The organism is Aquirufa sp., from assembly GCF_964796385.1.
In genome coordinates this window covers 1-15,007 of sequence record NZ_CBAUBA010000005.1, presented here as the reverse complement: position 1 = coordinate 15,007, position 15,007 = coordinate 1, and the positions used below count along the sequence as shown (strand labels likewise).

14 protein-coding genes are annotated in these 15,007 nt (G+C 42.0%); 12 read left to right on the top strand and 2 right to left on the bottom strand.

Annotated elements, in window-relative coordinates; all coding sequences use genetic code 11:
- Positions 1-47: 47 nt before the first annotated feature.
- From AC1W6K_RS02915 to can, 4 genes are read left to right on the top strand one after another with little or no spacing between them, the layout of a single operon-like run.
- Positions 48-974 carry a toxin-antitoxin system YwqK family antitoxin gene (locus AC1W6K_RS02915; RefSeq protein ID WP_481719341.1) on the top strand — a complete coding sequence of 309 codons (927 nt, stop codon included), beginning with the start codon at positions 48-50 and terminating at the stop codon, positions 972-974.
- Complete coding sequence (locus tag AC1W6K_RS02910; RefSeq protein WP_481946387.1) at positions 974-1,297, top strand: hypothetical protein; 324 nt, start codon at positions 974-976, stop codon at positions 1,295-1,297. Before AC1W6K_RS02915 ends, AC1W6K_RS02910 begins: the two co-directional genes overlap by 1 nt.
- A 37-nt stretch (positions 1,298-1,334) precedes the next feature.
- Positions 1,335-2,855 carry a SulP family inorganic anion transporter gene (locus AC1W6K_RS02905; protein WP_481946386.1) on the top strand — a complete coding sequence of 507 codons (1,521 nt, stop codon included), beginning with the start codon at positions 1,335-1,337 and terminating at the stop codon, positions 2,853-2,855.
- Between the two features lie 2 nt (positions 2,856-2,857).
- Positions 2,858-3,487: a carbonate dehydratase gene (gene can / locus AC1W6K_RS02900; RefSeq protein ID WP_481946385.1), complete on the top strand. Its 630-nt coding sequence runs from the start codon at positions 2,858-2,860 to the stop codon at positions 3,485-3,487.
- A 51-nt stretch (positions 3,488-3,538) separates the two neighbouring features.
- Here can and aspS read toward each other — a convergent pair whose 3' ends face one another.
- A complete protein-coding gene (gene aspS / locus AC1W6K_RS02895) occupies positions 3,539-5,302 on the bottom strand; it encodes an aspartate--tRNA ligase (protein WP_481946384.1) in 1,764 nt (587 codons plus the stop codon).
- Between the two features lie 105 nt (positions 5,303-5,407).
- On the opposite strand from aspS, the gene crtD reads away from it, so the two are divergent.
- Both crtD and AC1W6K_RS02885 read left to right on the top strand, forming a co-directional pair.
- Positions 5,408-6,877 (top strand): 1-hydroxycarotenoid 3,4-desaturase CrtD, encoded by a 1,470-nt coding sequence (crtD, locus tag AC1W6K_RS02890; RefSeq protein ID WP_481946383.1) that lies wholly within the window; start codon positions 5,408-5,410, stop codon positions 6,875-6,877.
- Positions 6,878-6,901: 24 nt separating this feature from the next.
- Complete coding sequence (locus AC1W6K_RS02885) at positions 6,902-7,381, top strand: DUF4293 domain-containing protein (protein WP_481946382.1); 480 nt, start codon at positions 6,902-6,904, stop codon at positions 7,379-7,381.
- Between the two features lies 1 nt (position 7,382).
- On the opposite strand, the gene AC1W6K_RS02880 is transcribed toward AC1W6K_RS02885, so the two are convergent.
- Entirely contained in the window at positions 7,383-8,348 is a 966-nt protein-coding gene (locus tag AC1W6K_RS02880; protein WP_481946381.1) for a KpsF/GutQ family sugar-phosphate isomerase, read from the bottom strand.
- Positions 8,349-8,435: 87 nt separating this feature from the next.
- On the opposite strand from AC1W6K_RS02880, the gene AC1W6K_RS02875 reads away from it, so the two are divergent.
- The 6 genes from AC1W6K_RS02875 to AC1W6K_RS02850 all read left to right on the top strand — a co-directional run.
- On the top strand, positions 8,436-10,751 hold the full coding sequence (locus tag AC1W6K_RS02875; protein WP_395783078.1) for a RecQ family ATP-dependent DNA helicase: 2,316 nt from the start codon (positions 8,436-8,438) through the stop codon (positions 10,749-10,751).
- A gap of 4 nt (positions 10,752-10,755) precedes the next feature.
- The gene (purD, locus tag AC1W6K_RS02870; RefSeq protein ID WP_481946380.1) at positions 10,756-12,042 is read left to right on the top strand and encodes a phosphoribosylamine--glycine ligase; all 1,287 of its coding nucleotides are present in this window, start codon (positions 10,756-10,758) and stop codon (positions 12,040-12,042) included.
- Positions 12,043-12,065: 23 nt separating this feature from the next.
- Positions 12,066-13,448 carry a PSP1 domain-containing protein gene (locus AC1W6K_RS02865; protein WP_481946379.1) on the top strand — a complete coding sequence of 461 codons (1,383 nt, stop codon included), beginning with the start codon at positions 12,066-12,068 and terminating at the stop codon, positions 13,446-13,448.
- Between the two features lie 6 nt (positions 13,449-13,454).
- A complete protein-coding gene (locus AC1W6K_RS02860) occupies positions 13,455-13,937 on the top strand; it encodes a gliding motility lipoprotein GldH (protein ID WP_481946378.1) in 483 nt (160 codons plus the stop codon).
- Between the two features lie 2 nt (positions 13,938-13,939).
- The gene (locus AC1W6K_RS02855; RefSeq protein ID WP_395783086.1) at positions 13,940-14,422 is read left to right on the top strand and encodes an Lrp/AsnC family transcriptional regulator; all 483 of its coding nucleotides are present in this window, start codon (positions 13,940-13,942) and stop codon (positions 14,420-14,422) included.
- Positions 14,423-14,497: 75 nt separating this feature from the next.
- Positions 14,498-15,007 (top strand): efflux RND transporter periplasmic adaptor subunit (locus AC1W6K_RS02850; RefSeq protein WP_481946377.1); only part of this gene is annotated, 510 nt, incomplete at its 3' end.

Below are 15,007 nucleotides of genomic sequence, written 5' to 3'. Positions count from 1 at the left end.
ATTCCTATTTTTGGAAAATTTTTTTGGACGTTGAACGTTCCATACATATGAAATTTAATGGTGCCTTTTTTTGTTTATTACTCTCCATTTGCTTCCTAAGTGAAGGGCAAGACAAGTCTATTTTTTCAAACAATAAGCCCTTAACTGATACGACGAAAAAATCAAGTGGCCTGTTTGGTGGTCGACTAGGTACAGGGCTAGAACAAGGATTAGAATCAGCCAAAGCACTTAAAAACGAAAGTCAAGCGATTTGGGAAGATGTAAGCCTAAAAGCAAGCATGACAGCCCGGCGGTTGAAAAAGAAAGTACAACTTAAAGATGAGTACGAGGGGACTAAAACAGAACGTAGAGTTGGAAGTTACGGTACAGGTGGAAGAGCTACCATTGAAGAATTCAATGTTGTCAAGTATGTCGAAGATGAATCTGTAAGCCCCTATGTGCAGGAGATTTGGTGGTACGATCCCGGCCAATCTCGCATCGTAAATACACCATTAAAGGAAAACCAACGCGCACAAATTTGTCATGGTTCGTATCGAAAAATAATCAATGAGGTGCTCGTTGAAGAGGGCTACTTTTACATGGGGGCGAAGAATGACCGATGGGAAGCCTATGATTCAGAAGGTATACTTTTGACGAAAAATTATTTTGACCGTGGATTTCCTGCAGGGTCCGAGATTAGTTATTTTGATGCGGCTAAGCTTAAAATTAAAGAGGTTATTCCGTTCGTTTATGGGAAGTCAACAGGCCAGTATTTACTTTTTTATCCGTCTGGGAATTTAGCGATTGAGGGGAAACTAGACGAAGGTGTTCGCGTAGGTAGATGGCGTGAATTTTACGAATTTGGATCGGGAGGCCGATTAAAAAAGGAAATGCGCTATGGAAAAGATAAATTTGAGGATATTGAACCTATTGTCGTTCAGGAACGCGATGAAAAAGGCAAAATAACGAATCAGACCAAAATTAAATTCGACTAATGCGTGCGATAATCACTTTATTGATTTGCTTATTGACCTTCTCGCAAGTACAGGCGACGACGTATGCGCGTGCCTCCGCGCCATGTCAACTTACAACGCAATCTGATCATCATTCGAAGCCCGTAAATCAAAAACAAGAGAATCAAGAGGAGGATGAAATAACGGATGAGGATGAGGATTTTTCAGATGAATCAATTTACTCAATGGAAGGCAGCATAATCCCAGATTCTTTTTGTAAAAATATTTTGATTAATTTTTATTTAGTAAGGAAAACAAATGCGCATGTAAATCCGATCCTAACCCCACCCGATCGCGTGCACTAACCTAACTAATTTTTCATTAATTAAAATATAAAGACATATGAATCATTACATACAGTCCTTTCTCAAAGGAGATTGGAAATCGGGCATTGCTGTATTTTTAGTCGCCCTTCCTCTTTGCTTAGGGATAGCACTTGCATCAGGCGCACCCTTGTTAGCTGGCCTTGTGGCAGGTATCGTGGGAGGAATTATCGTTTCTCTTTTATCAGGATCTGAGCTATCTGTCAGTGGACCAGCCGCTGGACTCACGATTATCGTGGCGACTGCTATTATTGATCTAGGTTCATTTCCTGGCTTTTTAGTTGCAGTCATACTTGCCGGTGTAATTCAAATTGCTCTTGGTCTGCTGAAGTTGGGGAAAATCGGCGGATTCTTCCCTTCCTCTGTCATTCGAGGCATGTTAGTTGCAATCGGAATTGTCATTATTTTAAAGCAAATTCCACATGCCATTGGAGACGATTTGGACTTTATTGGCGAATTAGAATTTAACCAAAAAGATGGGAAAAATACCTTTTCAGAAATCTTAGCCTCCTTTGCTACCCTGAAAGTTGGGGCCTTACTCATCTCTGCGATCGGGTTACTTATTCTGTTTTCGTGGACTAAGCTAGGTGAAACTTTTCGCTTTATGAATGCACTTCCTGCCTCCTTATTTGTGGTTTTGGCGGGAGTGGCGATAAATGAAAGTTTTGCTTTGGGGGCGCCAGACTGGTATTTAGGAAATTCAAAAGACCACATGGTCAACCTGCCCATTTTTGCTTCGACTGAGGATGTTTGGCATGGATTAGTCTCGCCTGATTGGAGTTTTATCACAAATTCCAAAGTGTATTCCATCGCCTTGACATTAGCTATTGTCGCTTCGCTAGAATCCTTATTATCCTTAGAAGCGACAGATTCATTAGACCCTTTAAAAAGAATCTCCTCACCAGATAGAGAACTTTTAGCTCAAGGGGTAGGAAATGTAGCTAGTGGATTATTAGGTGGAATTCCCATCACTTCAGTGATTGTACGCTCCTCCACAAATATCTATTCGGGTGGAAAAAGCCGTATGTCCGGCTTTTTCCACGGTATCTTGCTTCTCGCAGCGGTACTTGCTTTGCCGTTATACCTGAACAAAATACCATTGGCCTGTTTAGCAAGTGTTTTATTATACACGGGCTATAAACTTGCCCACCCTTCCGCTTTTAAAAAGGTAATTGCAGAAGGTTGGAAGCAATGGGTTCCCTTTTTAGTCACTATCGTCGTAGTCGTAGGTGTTGACTTATTGTGGGGTATTTTTGTAGGAACCTTGGTGGGCTTAGTCTTCGTCTTAGTGACGAATTATTCGTCAGTTTTCACCGTTTTCCAAAATGGAAATGACGTATTAATTAAATTCCAAAAGGACGTAACTTTTTTACACAAAATGGCCTTAAAAGAAGCGCTTCGGAGGATTCCAACGGGTTCTGAAGTGTTTATTGATATTTCAAAAGTGCATTTCATGGATCACGACATTAATTTACTTATTCAAGAATTTATCGCCACAGCTCACGAAAGAGGCATTGAGGCAGATTTAAAAAAGAAATAATCATGAAAGAATACAAAAAATTACTACTGAGTAACAAGGCTTGGGCTAGCGAAAGACTAGAATTAGACCCGACCTATTTTGACAATTTGTCGAAAACCCAAACCCCTCTTTTCCTTTGGATCGGTTGTGCTGATAGCCGCGTACCCGCAGAGGAAATTACGCATGCAGAGCCAGGTGACATTTTTGTTCACCGGAATGTGGCCAACATGGTCGTCCATACGGACATTAATTTATTGTCGGTGCTTCAATACGCCGTCGAAGTACTGGAAGTAAAACACATCATTGTTTGTGGCCATTATAATTGTGGTGGGGTGAAGGCAGCAATGACAAACCAAGATTTTGGCTTGATTAACAAATGGCTGCGCAACATCAAAGAGGTGTATGAAAAAAACTATGATGAATTACAAAATATTCAAGATGAGCAAGGACGGTTCAACAAACTAGTTGAAATGAATGTTGCGGAGCAAATTCAAAATTTAGCCAAGACGACAATTGTTCAAAAAGCGTGGAAGAATCGAAAACAACCACATCTTCACGGCTGGGTATTCGATATTCAACACGGCGAAATTAAAGAAGTAATTAACATCAATGCCGGGGAGTGGACAAGCCCTGTATTTCATTACGATTTCTAAAAAAAAAGAGGGGGCCGCTGCGCGGCCCCCTCTTTCATTATATTCACTAATCTAAACCGTGGTCTTAATCTTCAATTCATCCAACTGTGCTTGCGCCAATGGAGAAGGAGAATCGATCATCACGTCGCGTCCCGCGTTATTCTTAGGGAAGGCAATGTAATCCCGAATTGAATCCGTACCACCAAATAACGAGCAAAGGCGATCAAATCCAAAAGCCAATCCACCGTGCGGCGGCGCCCCATATTCAAAGGCATCTAATAAGAACCCGAATTGTGCTTGCGCTTCCTCCGGAGTGAATCCAAGAACTTCAAACATTTTCGATTGCAGGTCTTTTTGGAAAATACGAATCGACCCTCCTCCTACTTCCACGCCATTCACGACTAAATCATATGCATTCGCACGAACTTTTGCGAATTCCCCGGCTAACATCAACGGAATATCCTCTGGTTTAGGGCTAGTAAATGGATGGTGCATCGCAAACCAGCGATCTTCCTCCTCGCCGTACTCTAATAGTGGGAAATCAACTACCCAGTGAACTTTGTAATTATTCGGATCACGTAATCCCATACGCGTTCCCATTTCTAAACGTAATTCGTTCAATTGCTTGCGCACCTTGTCACCTTCCCCTGAAAGCACCAAAATTAAGTCACCTGGCTCTGCGTTAAAGGCCGTAGCCCAAGTCGCTAAATCTGCTTCTGAATAAAATTTATCCACCGACGATTTAACTACACCATCCGGTTGAACACGCGCATAAATCAAGCCTTTGGCCCCGATTTGCGGCCGACGAACAAAATCGGTTAATTCATCTAATTGCTTGCGCGTATACTCAGCAGCTCCTTTGGCACAAATACCAACTACCGTGTTCGCTGCATCAAAAACTTGAAAATCTTTGCCAGACGTTAAATCCACGCCTTCGCCTTTCAATTCCACAAACTTCATATCAAATCGAATATCCGGCTTATCCGAACCGTAATATTTCATCGCATCCGCATAGGTCATACGTGGCACTTGGCCGATGTCGAAGCCTTTCACATTTTGGAACAAATGACGAATCAATCCCTCAAACATATTCAGGATATCTTCTTGCTCCACAAATGACATTTCGCAGTCGATTTGAGTAAACTCAGGCTGGCGATCTGCGCGTAAATCCTCATCCCGAAAACACTTCACAATTTGGTAGTAACGGTCGAAACCGGAAACCATCAATAATTGCTTAAATGTTTGTGGAGATTGTGGTAAGGCATAAAATTCACCTGGATTCATGCGCGAAGGCACGACAAAATCACGCGCTCCCTCCGGAGTGGATTTGATTAATACAGGCGTTTCAACCTCAATAAAATCTTGCTTATCTAAGTAATTACGCACTTCGCGACCCACGTGGTGACGCAATTGCAAACTTGCACGAATCGGATTACGACGCAAGTCTAAATACCGGTATTTCATGCGGATATCATCCCCTCCATCCGTTTCATCCTCAATCAAAAAAGGTGGCAATTTGGCTGGATTTAATACCCGAATGCCCGTCACCTTTATCTCAATGTCGCCCGTGGGCATTTTGTCATTTTTTGCCAAACGTTCTACAACCACACCTATCGCCTCCACAACAAATTCACGGCCTAAACTACGGGCGATTTGTAACGCCTCTGGAGTCGATTTCCCCTCCTCTAGCATCAATTGCGTAATCCCATACCGGTCACGTAAATCAACCCAAATCATCCCTCCTTTGTCGCGCGTCTTTTGTATCCAACCACATAAAGTGACCGTTTGACCTACATGGCCCATGCGCAATTCGCCGTTCGTGTGTGTACGTAGCATATTTTAAATTAAAAATTCGTGCAAAATTACAGAAAATGAAATGGAGTGTAAAACATTTACCCGTTTATTCTTATTTAGTTAATTTAGAGCTTTAAAAATTAATCAGTGGCACAAATCGGAATCGTAGGATCAGGAATTGGAGGTATCGCTTTTGCGATTCGAATGGCATGCTTGGGCCAACAAGTTCACGTGTTTGATGCTAATGCCCATCCTGGCGGAAAATTAGCCGAAATCACGCTCGATGGCTATCGATTCGATGCAGGACCGTCGTTATTTACATTACCCCAACTCGTCGATGAATTGTTCACCCTTGCAGGAAAAAATCCGCGCGATTACTTTCAATATGAACGTCTGCCGGAAATTTGTCGGTACTTCTGGGAAGATGGCACGCGCCTGAATACACATCAAGATCCTGATAAAACTTCTAAAGAAATCGCCGAAGTACTTGGAGAATCAGCCACCAACATTCGTAATTATATCGCGGAGGCAGGAATAAAATACAACATCGTAAGTGATCTTTTTCTAGACAACTCCTTGCATAAATTAGCTACCTGGACAGGTAAAAAAGCACTAACGGGTTATACCAATTTACACCGCCTCGGTCTATTCGAGACCATGCACACGCATCATCAAAGTAGATTTTTAAACCCCAAAACAGCCCAGTTATTTGATCGATATGCTACCTATAATGGGTCTGACCCCTATCAAACACCGGCCACTTTATCCATTATTCCACATTTAGAGTACAATTTGGGTGCGTATTTTCCATCAGGCGGCATGATTGAAATACCTAGATCTTTAACCCGCTTGGCAAAAGATTTAGGCGTTGAATTCCACTTGGAAGAACCGGTGACCAACATTCGATGTGCTGGTAATCAAGTTACCGGGTTGGATACAACAAAAGGAACTTATGATTTTGACTACGTGGCTAGCAATGCGGATATTCGTCCCACATATGATCGATTATTACCTGAAATCCCCAAACCGAAAAAATTACTAAATCAGCCAAAATCAAGCTCAGGAATTATTTTTTATTGGGGGGTAAACCGCACATTCGATGAACTAGGTGTGCATAACATCTTTTTTGCAGAAAATTACAAACGGGAATTTGACGCAATATTTAAATCGCAAACGATGGACGAAGACCCAACGGCCTACGTCAATATTTCGAGTAAAGTAGCTTCAAAAGATGCGCCTACAGGTTGTGAGAACTGGTTTGTATTGATGAATGCCCCAGCAAATAGCGGGCAAGATTGGGACAATCTAGTCGCTGAAACACGTAAAAATGTAATCGCAAAAATTAGCCAAATTTTAGGGGTGGATCTTGAAAAACACATTGTTTCTGAGGACTACCTGGATCCCCGCCGTATCGAAACGCGCACCTCCTCTTCAGGTGGTGCCTTGTACGGAAATGCGTCCAACAATAAATTTGCGGCGTTTTTACGGCATCCTAATTACCGACCGAGCATCAAAAACCTCTATTGGATTGGCGGAAGTGTCCATCCAGGAGGCGGGATTCCTTTATGCCTCAGCTCAGCAAAAATCGCAGCCAAGCTATTTCAAGAAAATGCTTAATTTTGCATCAAATTCTTAATACGTATGATTCAGAGACCACAATCCCTTTTATTAGCCTTAGTAATTTTTGCCAATAGCCTTGCCACATCGACGGGCTGGCCAATATGGAGCAAAATAGGTGCATCAGGCCAAAAAGCAACCCTTTTCTTCAATGAATGGACAGTATCGCAAGGGGAACAAACTACTGCAACACACCCGACGATCGCGATTGCGATTTTAATCACCTTATCCACCATCATCACCTTAGTAACGATTTTTTCATTTAAAAATCGTGTCCGCCAAATGATGTTGGGCTTAGTCAATTCACTACTACTTGCAGGCGCGATGGCCTATGCTTTTTGGGTGATATTTAAAGAGGCGATGCCTACGTTTGAACCGGAAATTCAAGGAAAATATGGCTATGGATTTTACGCGATGGTGGTCGCGCTACTAGCAAATATGATTGCGAATCGGTTAATTCGGAAGGACGAAATGCTCGTGCAGTCTTCGAACCGCATGCGCTAATTTAGACGATTCCCTCTTTTAAAAGGTCGTGGATATGGACAAATCCCACGGCCTTTTTATTTGCAAGCACAATCAATTGCGTAATATTTAAGGATTGCATAATCGCCAATGCCTCCGTCGCATAAGCGTCTGAATCAATGGTTTTTGGGGTTCGATTCATCATATCGATGACCTGAATGGCTGACCAGTCGGCCTGCATTTCTAACATACGGCGCACATCGCCATCCGTAATAATCCCCAATAATTCACCGCCCTCTACTACAGCGGTGGCCCCAAGCCGCTTCGAACTAATCTCGTGAATTGCCTCTTTAATAGTTGCCGCAGGCACAATGGAAGGAAAATCATGCTGAGGATATAAATCAGAAACCTTCAAATACATCCGCTTTCCCAAGGCACCGCCGGGATGGTATTTGGCAAAATCCTGAGCGGTAAACCCCTTGCATTCCAACAAGCAAACGGCTAAGGCATCACCAAGGGCCAAGGCTACGGTCGTCGATGTTGTAGGCGCCAAATTCATTTCGTCCGCCTCTTGTTCTACGAACGCATGTAAAATATAGTTTGCCTGCTGCCCCAAATACGACTCTCTATTCGAAACCATAGCAATTAATGAAACGCCTAACCGTTTAATTAAGGGCACGAGCACTTTGATTTCAGGGGTATCACCGGATTTGGAGATGCAAATCACAGAATCGCCCGATTGAATCATTCCTAAATCACCATGAATGGCATCGGCCGCATGCATAAACAAAGCGGGCGTCCCCGTTGAATTCATTGTGGCAACAATCTTCTGAGCAATAATGGCAGATTTACCAATTCCCGTAAATACAATCCTGCCCGGGCGATCTAGCAAATGTTCAACACAGGCTTCAAATTCGGAATCGATTGCTTGACTTACGTATAAAATGGCCTTCGCTTCTTGCGTTAAAACTTTTTTTGCTGTGGATTGAATATTTTTGCTTAATTTCAATGTTAGTAAGGATTATAAGGGTTCAAAGATAAGACAATCAAAAAGAATTCCGCCAAGTAACAAAACACAAACGCCACGATCAATCGTATGACCAATCCCATTTCACCTAATGTTTTAAAAGAGCAACTAAAAAAGACATTTGGCTTTAGTCAGTTTCGAGGCGAGCAAGAGGCGATAATCCAAAATACAATTGCAGGAAACCATAGTTTTGTTTTAATGCCTACAGGCGCCGGCAAATCACTGTGCTACCAATTGCCTGCAATCATCATGCCAGGCACAGCAATAGTCATCTCTCCTTTGATTGCGTTGATGAAAAATCAAGTAGACCAAATGCTTGCATTTGGCATCAATGCTCAATTTTTAAACTCTTCATTAAGTCGGGCCGAAATCAATCGCGTCAAAGCAGAAGTGATTAGTGGTGTCGTCAAATTATTGTACATCGCGCCTGAGTCATTGAATAAGCAGGAGAATTTGAATTTCCTCCAACAAGCCAATATTTCATTCGTGGCGATCGATGAAGCGCATTGCATCTCCGAATGGGGCCATGATTTCCGACCCGAATACCGTAAGATCCGAACGATCATTGAGAATATAAATGCAAAATTACCAATTATTGCGTTAACGGCGACGGCGACTCCGAAGGTCCAACAAGACATCCAAAAAACATTAAATTTAGAAGATGCGACAGTTTTTAAAACGTCCTTTAATCGGAAGAATCTTTACTATGAAATTCGATCTAAGAAGGATATTGACAAACAACTGATCCGCTTCATTAAAGGTCATTCCGGAAAAGCCGGTATCATCTATTGTTTAAGCAGAAAGCGTGTGGAGGAAATTTCTGACCTGCTTTTGGTGAATGGGATAAACGCCCTTCCCTACCATGCCGGCTTAGATCCGCAGGTTCGTATAAGCAATCAAGAGGCATTTTTGAATGAGGAAGTAGACGTGATGGTGGCGACGATAGCCTTTGGAATGGGCATCGACAAGCCGGATGTGCGTTTTGTCATTCACTATGATGCGCCTAAATCGCTGGAAGGATATTATCAAGAAACAGGTCGAGCAGGACGCGATGGCCTAGATGGCACATGTATCTTGTTTTATACCTACGACGATATACTGAAGCTTGATAAATTCAATAAAGACAAAGCCGTTTCCGAAAAGGAAAATGCCAAATTACTCTTGAGTGAAATGGTCTATTATGCCAATTTGGGGGTTTGTCGGCGCAAGCAATTACTCAGCTATTTTGGCGAGCACATGGCTGAAAATTGTGGTTTCTGCGATAATTGCAAGCACCCAACGGCCACATTTAAGGTAGAAAAGGAAGTTCATTGGGTATTAGATGCCGTGAAACAAACGGGGGAAAGGTTTGATGCAGAGCATTTAGCGGATGTATTGGAAGGGAAAAGCAATCAATATACCCAAAGTTACGAGCATGAAAAACTGAGTTGCTTTGGGATTGGGGCAATAGCACCTTGGAATGTTATTGAACCGGAGGATGACGAGGATGACGAAGATGATGAAGACGGAGATGACGACGCGCCGAAAAAACCAAAGCTACTAAAGAAAACAAAAAGAGAGCCAAATCCGGAGAGCCAAAAATCACCTTGGATCTCGTTTATAAAACAAATGGTCATCTATGACTTACTTGCTAAGGACGTAGAAAATTATGGGGTCTTAAAGCTTAATGAAAAATCAGCGGCCTACGTAAAAGATTCGTATCCATTAACGTTTGCGCGTGATCATGATTATGAGCAAGAGGCGATAACGGCTGAAAATGAGGAAGAAAATGCGGCATTGGGCGCAAAAGCGTATGATAATGCATTATTTGAAATATTAAAAAACTTACGTAAAAAAGTAGCGAAGGAGAAAAACCTTCCTCCATATGTAATTTTCCAAGACCCATCACTAGAGGAAATGGCGACTACCTACCCGACAAATCAGGAGGAAATGGCGCAGATTACTGGTGTGGGAATGGGTAAAGTAGTCAAATTTGGAAAGCAGTTTATAGATACGATCATTCGTTATGTGGATGAAAACGAAATTGAAACTGCTAAAGAAGTGGTGGTCAAGTCGACGGTCAATAAATCAAAAATCAAAATTTACATCATTCAACAGGTTGATCGCAAGATTGATTTAGATTTAATTGCCGAGCAGAAAGAATTAAACATGTCGGAATTGATTGAAGAGATTGAGGCTATTTGTTATTCAGGAACCAAATTGAACTTGGATTATTTTATCAATCAAGTAATTGAACCGGATAAACAAGACGAAATATTCGACTATTTCTTATCGGCAGACACCGATAACATCGCACAGGCTCTGGATGAATGTAATATTGAAGATGTGAGTGAAGAAGAATTGCGTTTGATGCGCATTAAGTTTTTGAGTGAATTAGCCAATTAGATTTATGAATGTTTTAATTATCGGTTCGGGAGGTCGTGAGCACGCATTTGCATGGAAGGTTTCCCAAAGCCCATTACTTAGTAATTTATTTTTTGCTCCGGGTAATCCGGGCACAGCCACTTTTGGCACAAATTTACCTGTAGGCGTCGCTGATTTAGCGGGTATTGTTCAGGCAATCCGCGAAAATCAAATTGAATTAGTGGTTGTAGGGCCTGAGGAACCCCTTGTAAAAGGAGTTCGAGATTATATCGAATCACATGCCGATTTAACGCATGTGGGGATTGTAGGTCCAGGCGCGGCAGGTGCACAATTGGAGGGAAGCAAGGATTTTTCAAAAAAATTCATGCATACGTATGGCGTCCCTACGGCCGCTTCGGAAACATTCACAAAAGATACTATTGAAGCTGGTTTAGTCTATTTAGAAAACGAATCCTTACCAATCGTATTGAAGGCCGATGGGCTCGCTGCTGGAAAAGGGGTGATTATCGCCCAAACATTAGCGGAGGCGCAAAGCTCGTTGAAAGAGATGTTGTTAGACGCAAAGTTTGGTGCGGCATCCGAAAAAGTAGTCATTGAGCAATTTTTGCGTGGTATTGAAATGTCTGTATTTGTTTTGACAGATGGCGAAAATTATGTGGTCTTACCGGAAGCGAAGGATTATAAGCGGATTCGTGAAAATGATGAAGGATTGAATACGGGTGGAATGGGCGCTGTTTCGCCCGTACCATTTGCAACGGCCAAGTTCATGAGTGCCGTAGATCAAAAAGTGATTAAACCGACGCTTGCTGGATTGAAAAAAGAAGGTATTCCGTATAAGGGATTTATATTTATTGGTTTAATGAATCACGAAGGGGAACCCTATGTGATTGAATACAATGCAAGGATGGGTGATCCTGAAACCGAGGTAGTCTTACCTAGAATCGAATCGGATTTCTTATCTTTGCTACTTGCAGCTGCACGTGGCACTTTGCACGAAGAGAAAATTGAAATCTCGGAGCAATTTGCCGTTACGACAATGGTTGTCGCTGAAGGCTACCCAGAAGAATATCGGAAGGGAGACGTAATTAGCGGATTGGATTTAGTAGCAGATGCAATTGTCTTCCAAGCGGGAACGCGAGAAGAAAATGGACAAATTTTGACTAGTGGGGGGCGGGTTATTGCACTCACAGCAACTTCAAATACCCTGGAGAAGGCGATACAAAAGTCTCAAAGGGCGGCCCAATCGGTCCAATTTGAAGGTAAAAACTTTAGAAGAGATATTGGTCTCGACATCCTACGTTATAAAGGATAAGCGATCGATGGAATCAATAGCATATGGCATGTAAATCGTGTTCAACGGGATCTTGTGGATCCAAAAGTGTAGAAGGAGAAGTTTCGGGCTGCCAAAGTAATGGCGGTTGCGGCACAGGTGGGTGTAATAAGATGAATGTTTTTGATTGGCTGTCCGACTTGGATATCCCTCAATTTCAGCGTTTTCATATCGTCGAAATCAAATTCAAAGGAGGTCGTAAAGAATATTTCCGGAATTCAAATGGGCTGATGCTACACACAGGTGATGGTGTCATGGTTGAGTCCTCCTCAGGAATTCACATGGGAGTTGTTTCCCTGCAAGGCGAATTAGTACGCCTGCAATTGATGAAAAAGTCAATTAAAGACGATGATAATTTGAAAAATATCATCCGTATCGCTAGCGATAAAGATCTTGAAAAACATAACCAAATGATAGCGCGGGATATGCCTACGATGTATCGGGGCCGACAAATCATTGGGGATCTTAAATTAAATATGAAGCTTTCGGATGTTGAATTTCAATCGGACGGAACGAAAGCCATCTTTTATTATTCGTCGGAGGATCGCGTCGATTTTCGTGAATTAATTAAATTATTAGCAACGGAATTTAAAGTGCGCGTAGAAATGAAACAAATTTCTTCGCGACAAGAGGCAGGCCGCTTGGGTGGTATTGGTGTCTGTGGGCGTGAGTTATGTTGTTCGACATGGCTGACCGACTTTAAAAATGTAACTACTTCAGCGGCGCGTTATCAAAATTTATCGCTTAACCCTGTTAAATTAAGTGGCCAATGCGGTCGCCTAAAATGTTGTTTAAATTACGAATTAGAGACGTATATGGATGCACTGAAAAGCATCCCAACAATTGAAGGCCGATTAAAAACTAAAAAAGGGGAAGCTGTTTTACAAAAAACAGATATTTTCAAGCGCATGATGTGGTTTGGGATTGTGGGAGAAGAAGCAATCTGGATACCTGTTAGCTGTGACCGCGTTAAAGAAATCATTGATCTCAATAAAAAAGGAATCATTCCTGAGTCATTTAGTGACTTAAATCCAGATGCCCCGGTAGTTGAAAAGCCAACCTTATCCGAATTAAATTCGGATTTAGAGCGGATGGACAAAAAATACGGTGGTAAAAAACCAAGTTCTGGAGGCGGAAAAGGGGGCAATCGCGGAGGCCGTGACCGATTTGAAAATAGAGGCCCACGCCCTGAGCGTGGCCCAAGACCGGATAATCGGGGACCACGCCCAGATGCAACAACTCAACCGAACGTGAATGCAAATCCGACAGCAGAAGGTGGTTTGACAGATGCAACGGGCCAACCCAAACCCTTCAAAAAGAAATTTAAGAAGAAATTTAAGCCAAGACCACCACGTGAAGGGGGATCTCCTGAAGCCCCATCAGCCTAAAACGACATGAAAATAACCTCTAGTATTTTATGGGTTATGGTATTGATAAGTCTCCTGAGCAGCTCTTGTCAGTCGGACGCCGTTTTTGACCGAACTGAATCCTTGGTAGAAAATGGCTGGGTGCAGAAAAAACAAATCGTTTTTCCTTTCGAAATTAAAGACACCGTAACCGTCTACGATTTACGCGTCGCGATTCGGCAATCAAATGAGTACCCGTTTTATAATTTATATTTTAATTGTTGGGTTATCCAAGAACAACAAGGAGTTTGGAAAAAAGCTTTTGCTGAAGCGATACTCTATGATCCCAAAACAGGCAAGCCAAAAGGCGGCGGTTTAGGGGATATGTACAGCCACTCATATACTATTCTAAAGGGTTTGAAATTTCCACGTCGCGGAAAATACCGCGTAGCTTTGGAGCAGTATATGCGAACTGATACACTCAAAGGTGTCGTTTCCGTCGGCGCATCATTAGTCCCTAGCCCACTATAACAATGGCCAAGATAGACGATATTGATAAACAAATTTTGGCATTTCTACATGAGGACGCATTCTTGTCCAATAAGGAAATGGCGACTAGGCTTGGAATGAGTGCAACACCTATTCATGAGCGTATAAAACGGATGGAAAAAGAGGGTGTCATTACTGGTTACCGTGCGATGATTAATCCAAATAAATTAGGTAAATCATTGACCGTATTTTGCGATATCTCCTTAAAAGAACACGCGGCTGATTACCTCAAGCAATTTGAAACGGATGTCATGTCACTTTTAGAAGTACAAGAATGTTATTGTGTTTCGGGACACAGTGATTTTTTGTTGAAAATCGTGGTTTCCGACATGGATGAATACCGAAATTTTATTTTACATAAATTAGCCAGCATCAAGAATATCGGTAACGCTCAAAGCCATTTTGTGATGAATCAAATACAAAATGAGCAAATTTTACCTTGGCTTAATCAAGGAAAGAAAGAATAAACCTACAATTGAGGATAGCGCAGTTAGCTACACTCAGTAATTTTAAAATTGATTTAAACCGTTGACCATTAAACCATGAATAAAGTAACAAAATCGATCCTTGGAGTTTTGATCTTAGCGCTAGTTTTAGGACTTGCCTTTTATCCAAAAATCAAAAAAACGTTTAGCAAAGAGAAAACGCAGGATGCCAAAAAAGACAAAAATGGGAAAGGAGGGAAAACTGCCGTTGTCGTTACAGTGGTCAAATCTACCCGATTAGACGATTTAATTAGCTCGACGGGATCAATATTGGCGAACGAAGAGGTAGAAGTGCGTTCAGAAATCGCCGGAAGAATTATATTACTCAATATCAAAGAAGGCGATGCCGTCAGAAAAGGAACGGTATTATTCCGTATCAACGACGACGATTTACAAGCCCGTTTGCGCAAATTAGGTTTCAATAAAAAATTAGCCGAGGATAATGAGGCGCGCCAAAAAGTACTTTTACAAAAAGAAGCGATTTCCCAGCGGGAATATGACATCGCAGTTAACTCGGTCAATACGATTTCTGCTGATATTGAAGACCTAAAAGCCCAAATTTTAAAA

Excerpts from the sequence above, each read along its gene's own strand:
- AC1W6K_RS02915 (WP_481719341.1), top strand. The coding sequence starts at position 48 with ATGAAATTTAATGGTGCCTTTTTTTGTTTATTACTCTCCATTTGCTTC.
- AC1W6K_RS02865 (WP_481946379.1), top strand. The coding sequence starts at position 12,066 with ATGGCATGTAAATCGTGTTCAACGGGATCTTGTGGATCCAAAAGTGTA.
- AC1W6K_RS02910 (WP_481946387.1), top strand. The coding sequence starts at position 974 with ATGCGTGCGATAATCACTTTATTGATTTGCTTATTGACCTTCTCGCAA.
- AC1W6K_RS02875 (WP_395783078.1), top strand. The coding sequence starts at position 8,436 with ATGACCAATCCCATTTCACCTAATGTTTTAAAAGAGCAACTAAAAAAG.
- AC1W6K_RS02860 (WP_481946378.1), top strand. The coding sequence starts at position 13,455 with ATGAAAATAACCTCTAGTATTTTATGGGTTATGGTATTGATAAGTCTC.
- can (WP_481946385.1), top strand. The coding sequence starts at position 2,858 with ATGAAAGAATACAAAAAATTACTACTGAGTAACAAGGCTTGGGCTAGC.
- AC1W6K_RS02855 (WP_395783086.1), top strand. The coding sequence starts at position 13,940 with ATGGCCAAGATAGACGATATTGATAAACAAATTTTGGCATTTCTACAT.
- AC1W6K_RS02885 (WP_481946382.1), top strand. The coding sequence starts at position 6,902 with ATGATTCAGAGACCACAATCCCTTTTATTAGCCTTAGTAATTTTTGCC.
- purD (WP_481946380.1), top strand. The coding sequence starts at position 10,756 with ATGAATGTTTTAATTATCGGTTCGGGAGGTCGTGAGCACGCATTTGCA.
- aspS (WP_481946384.1), bottom strand. The coding sequence starts at position 5,302 with ATGCTACGTACACACACGAACGGCGAATTGCGCATGGGCCATGTAGGT.
- AC1W6K_RS02905 (WP_481946386.1), top strand. The coding sequence starts at position 1,335 with ATGAATCATTACATACAGTCCTTTCTCAAAGGAGATTGGAAATCGGGC.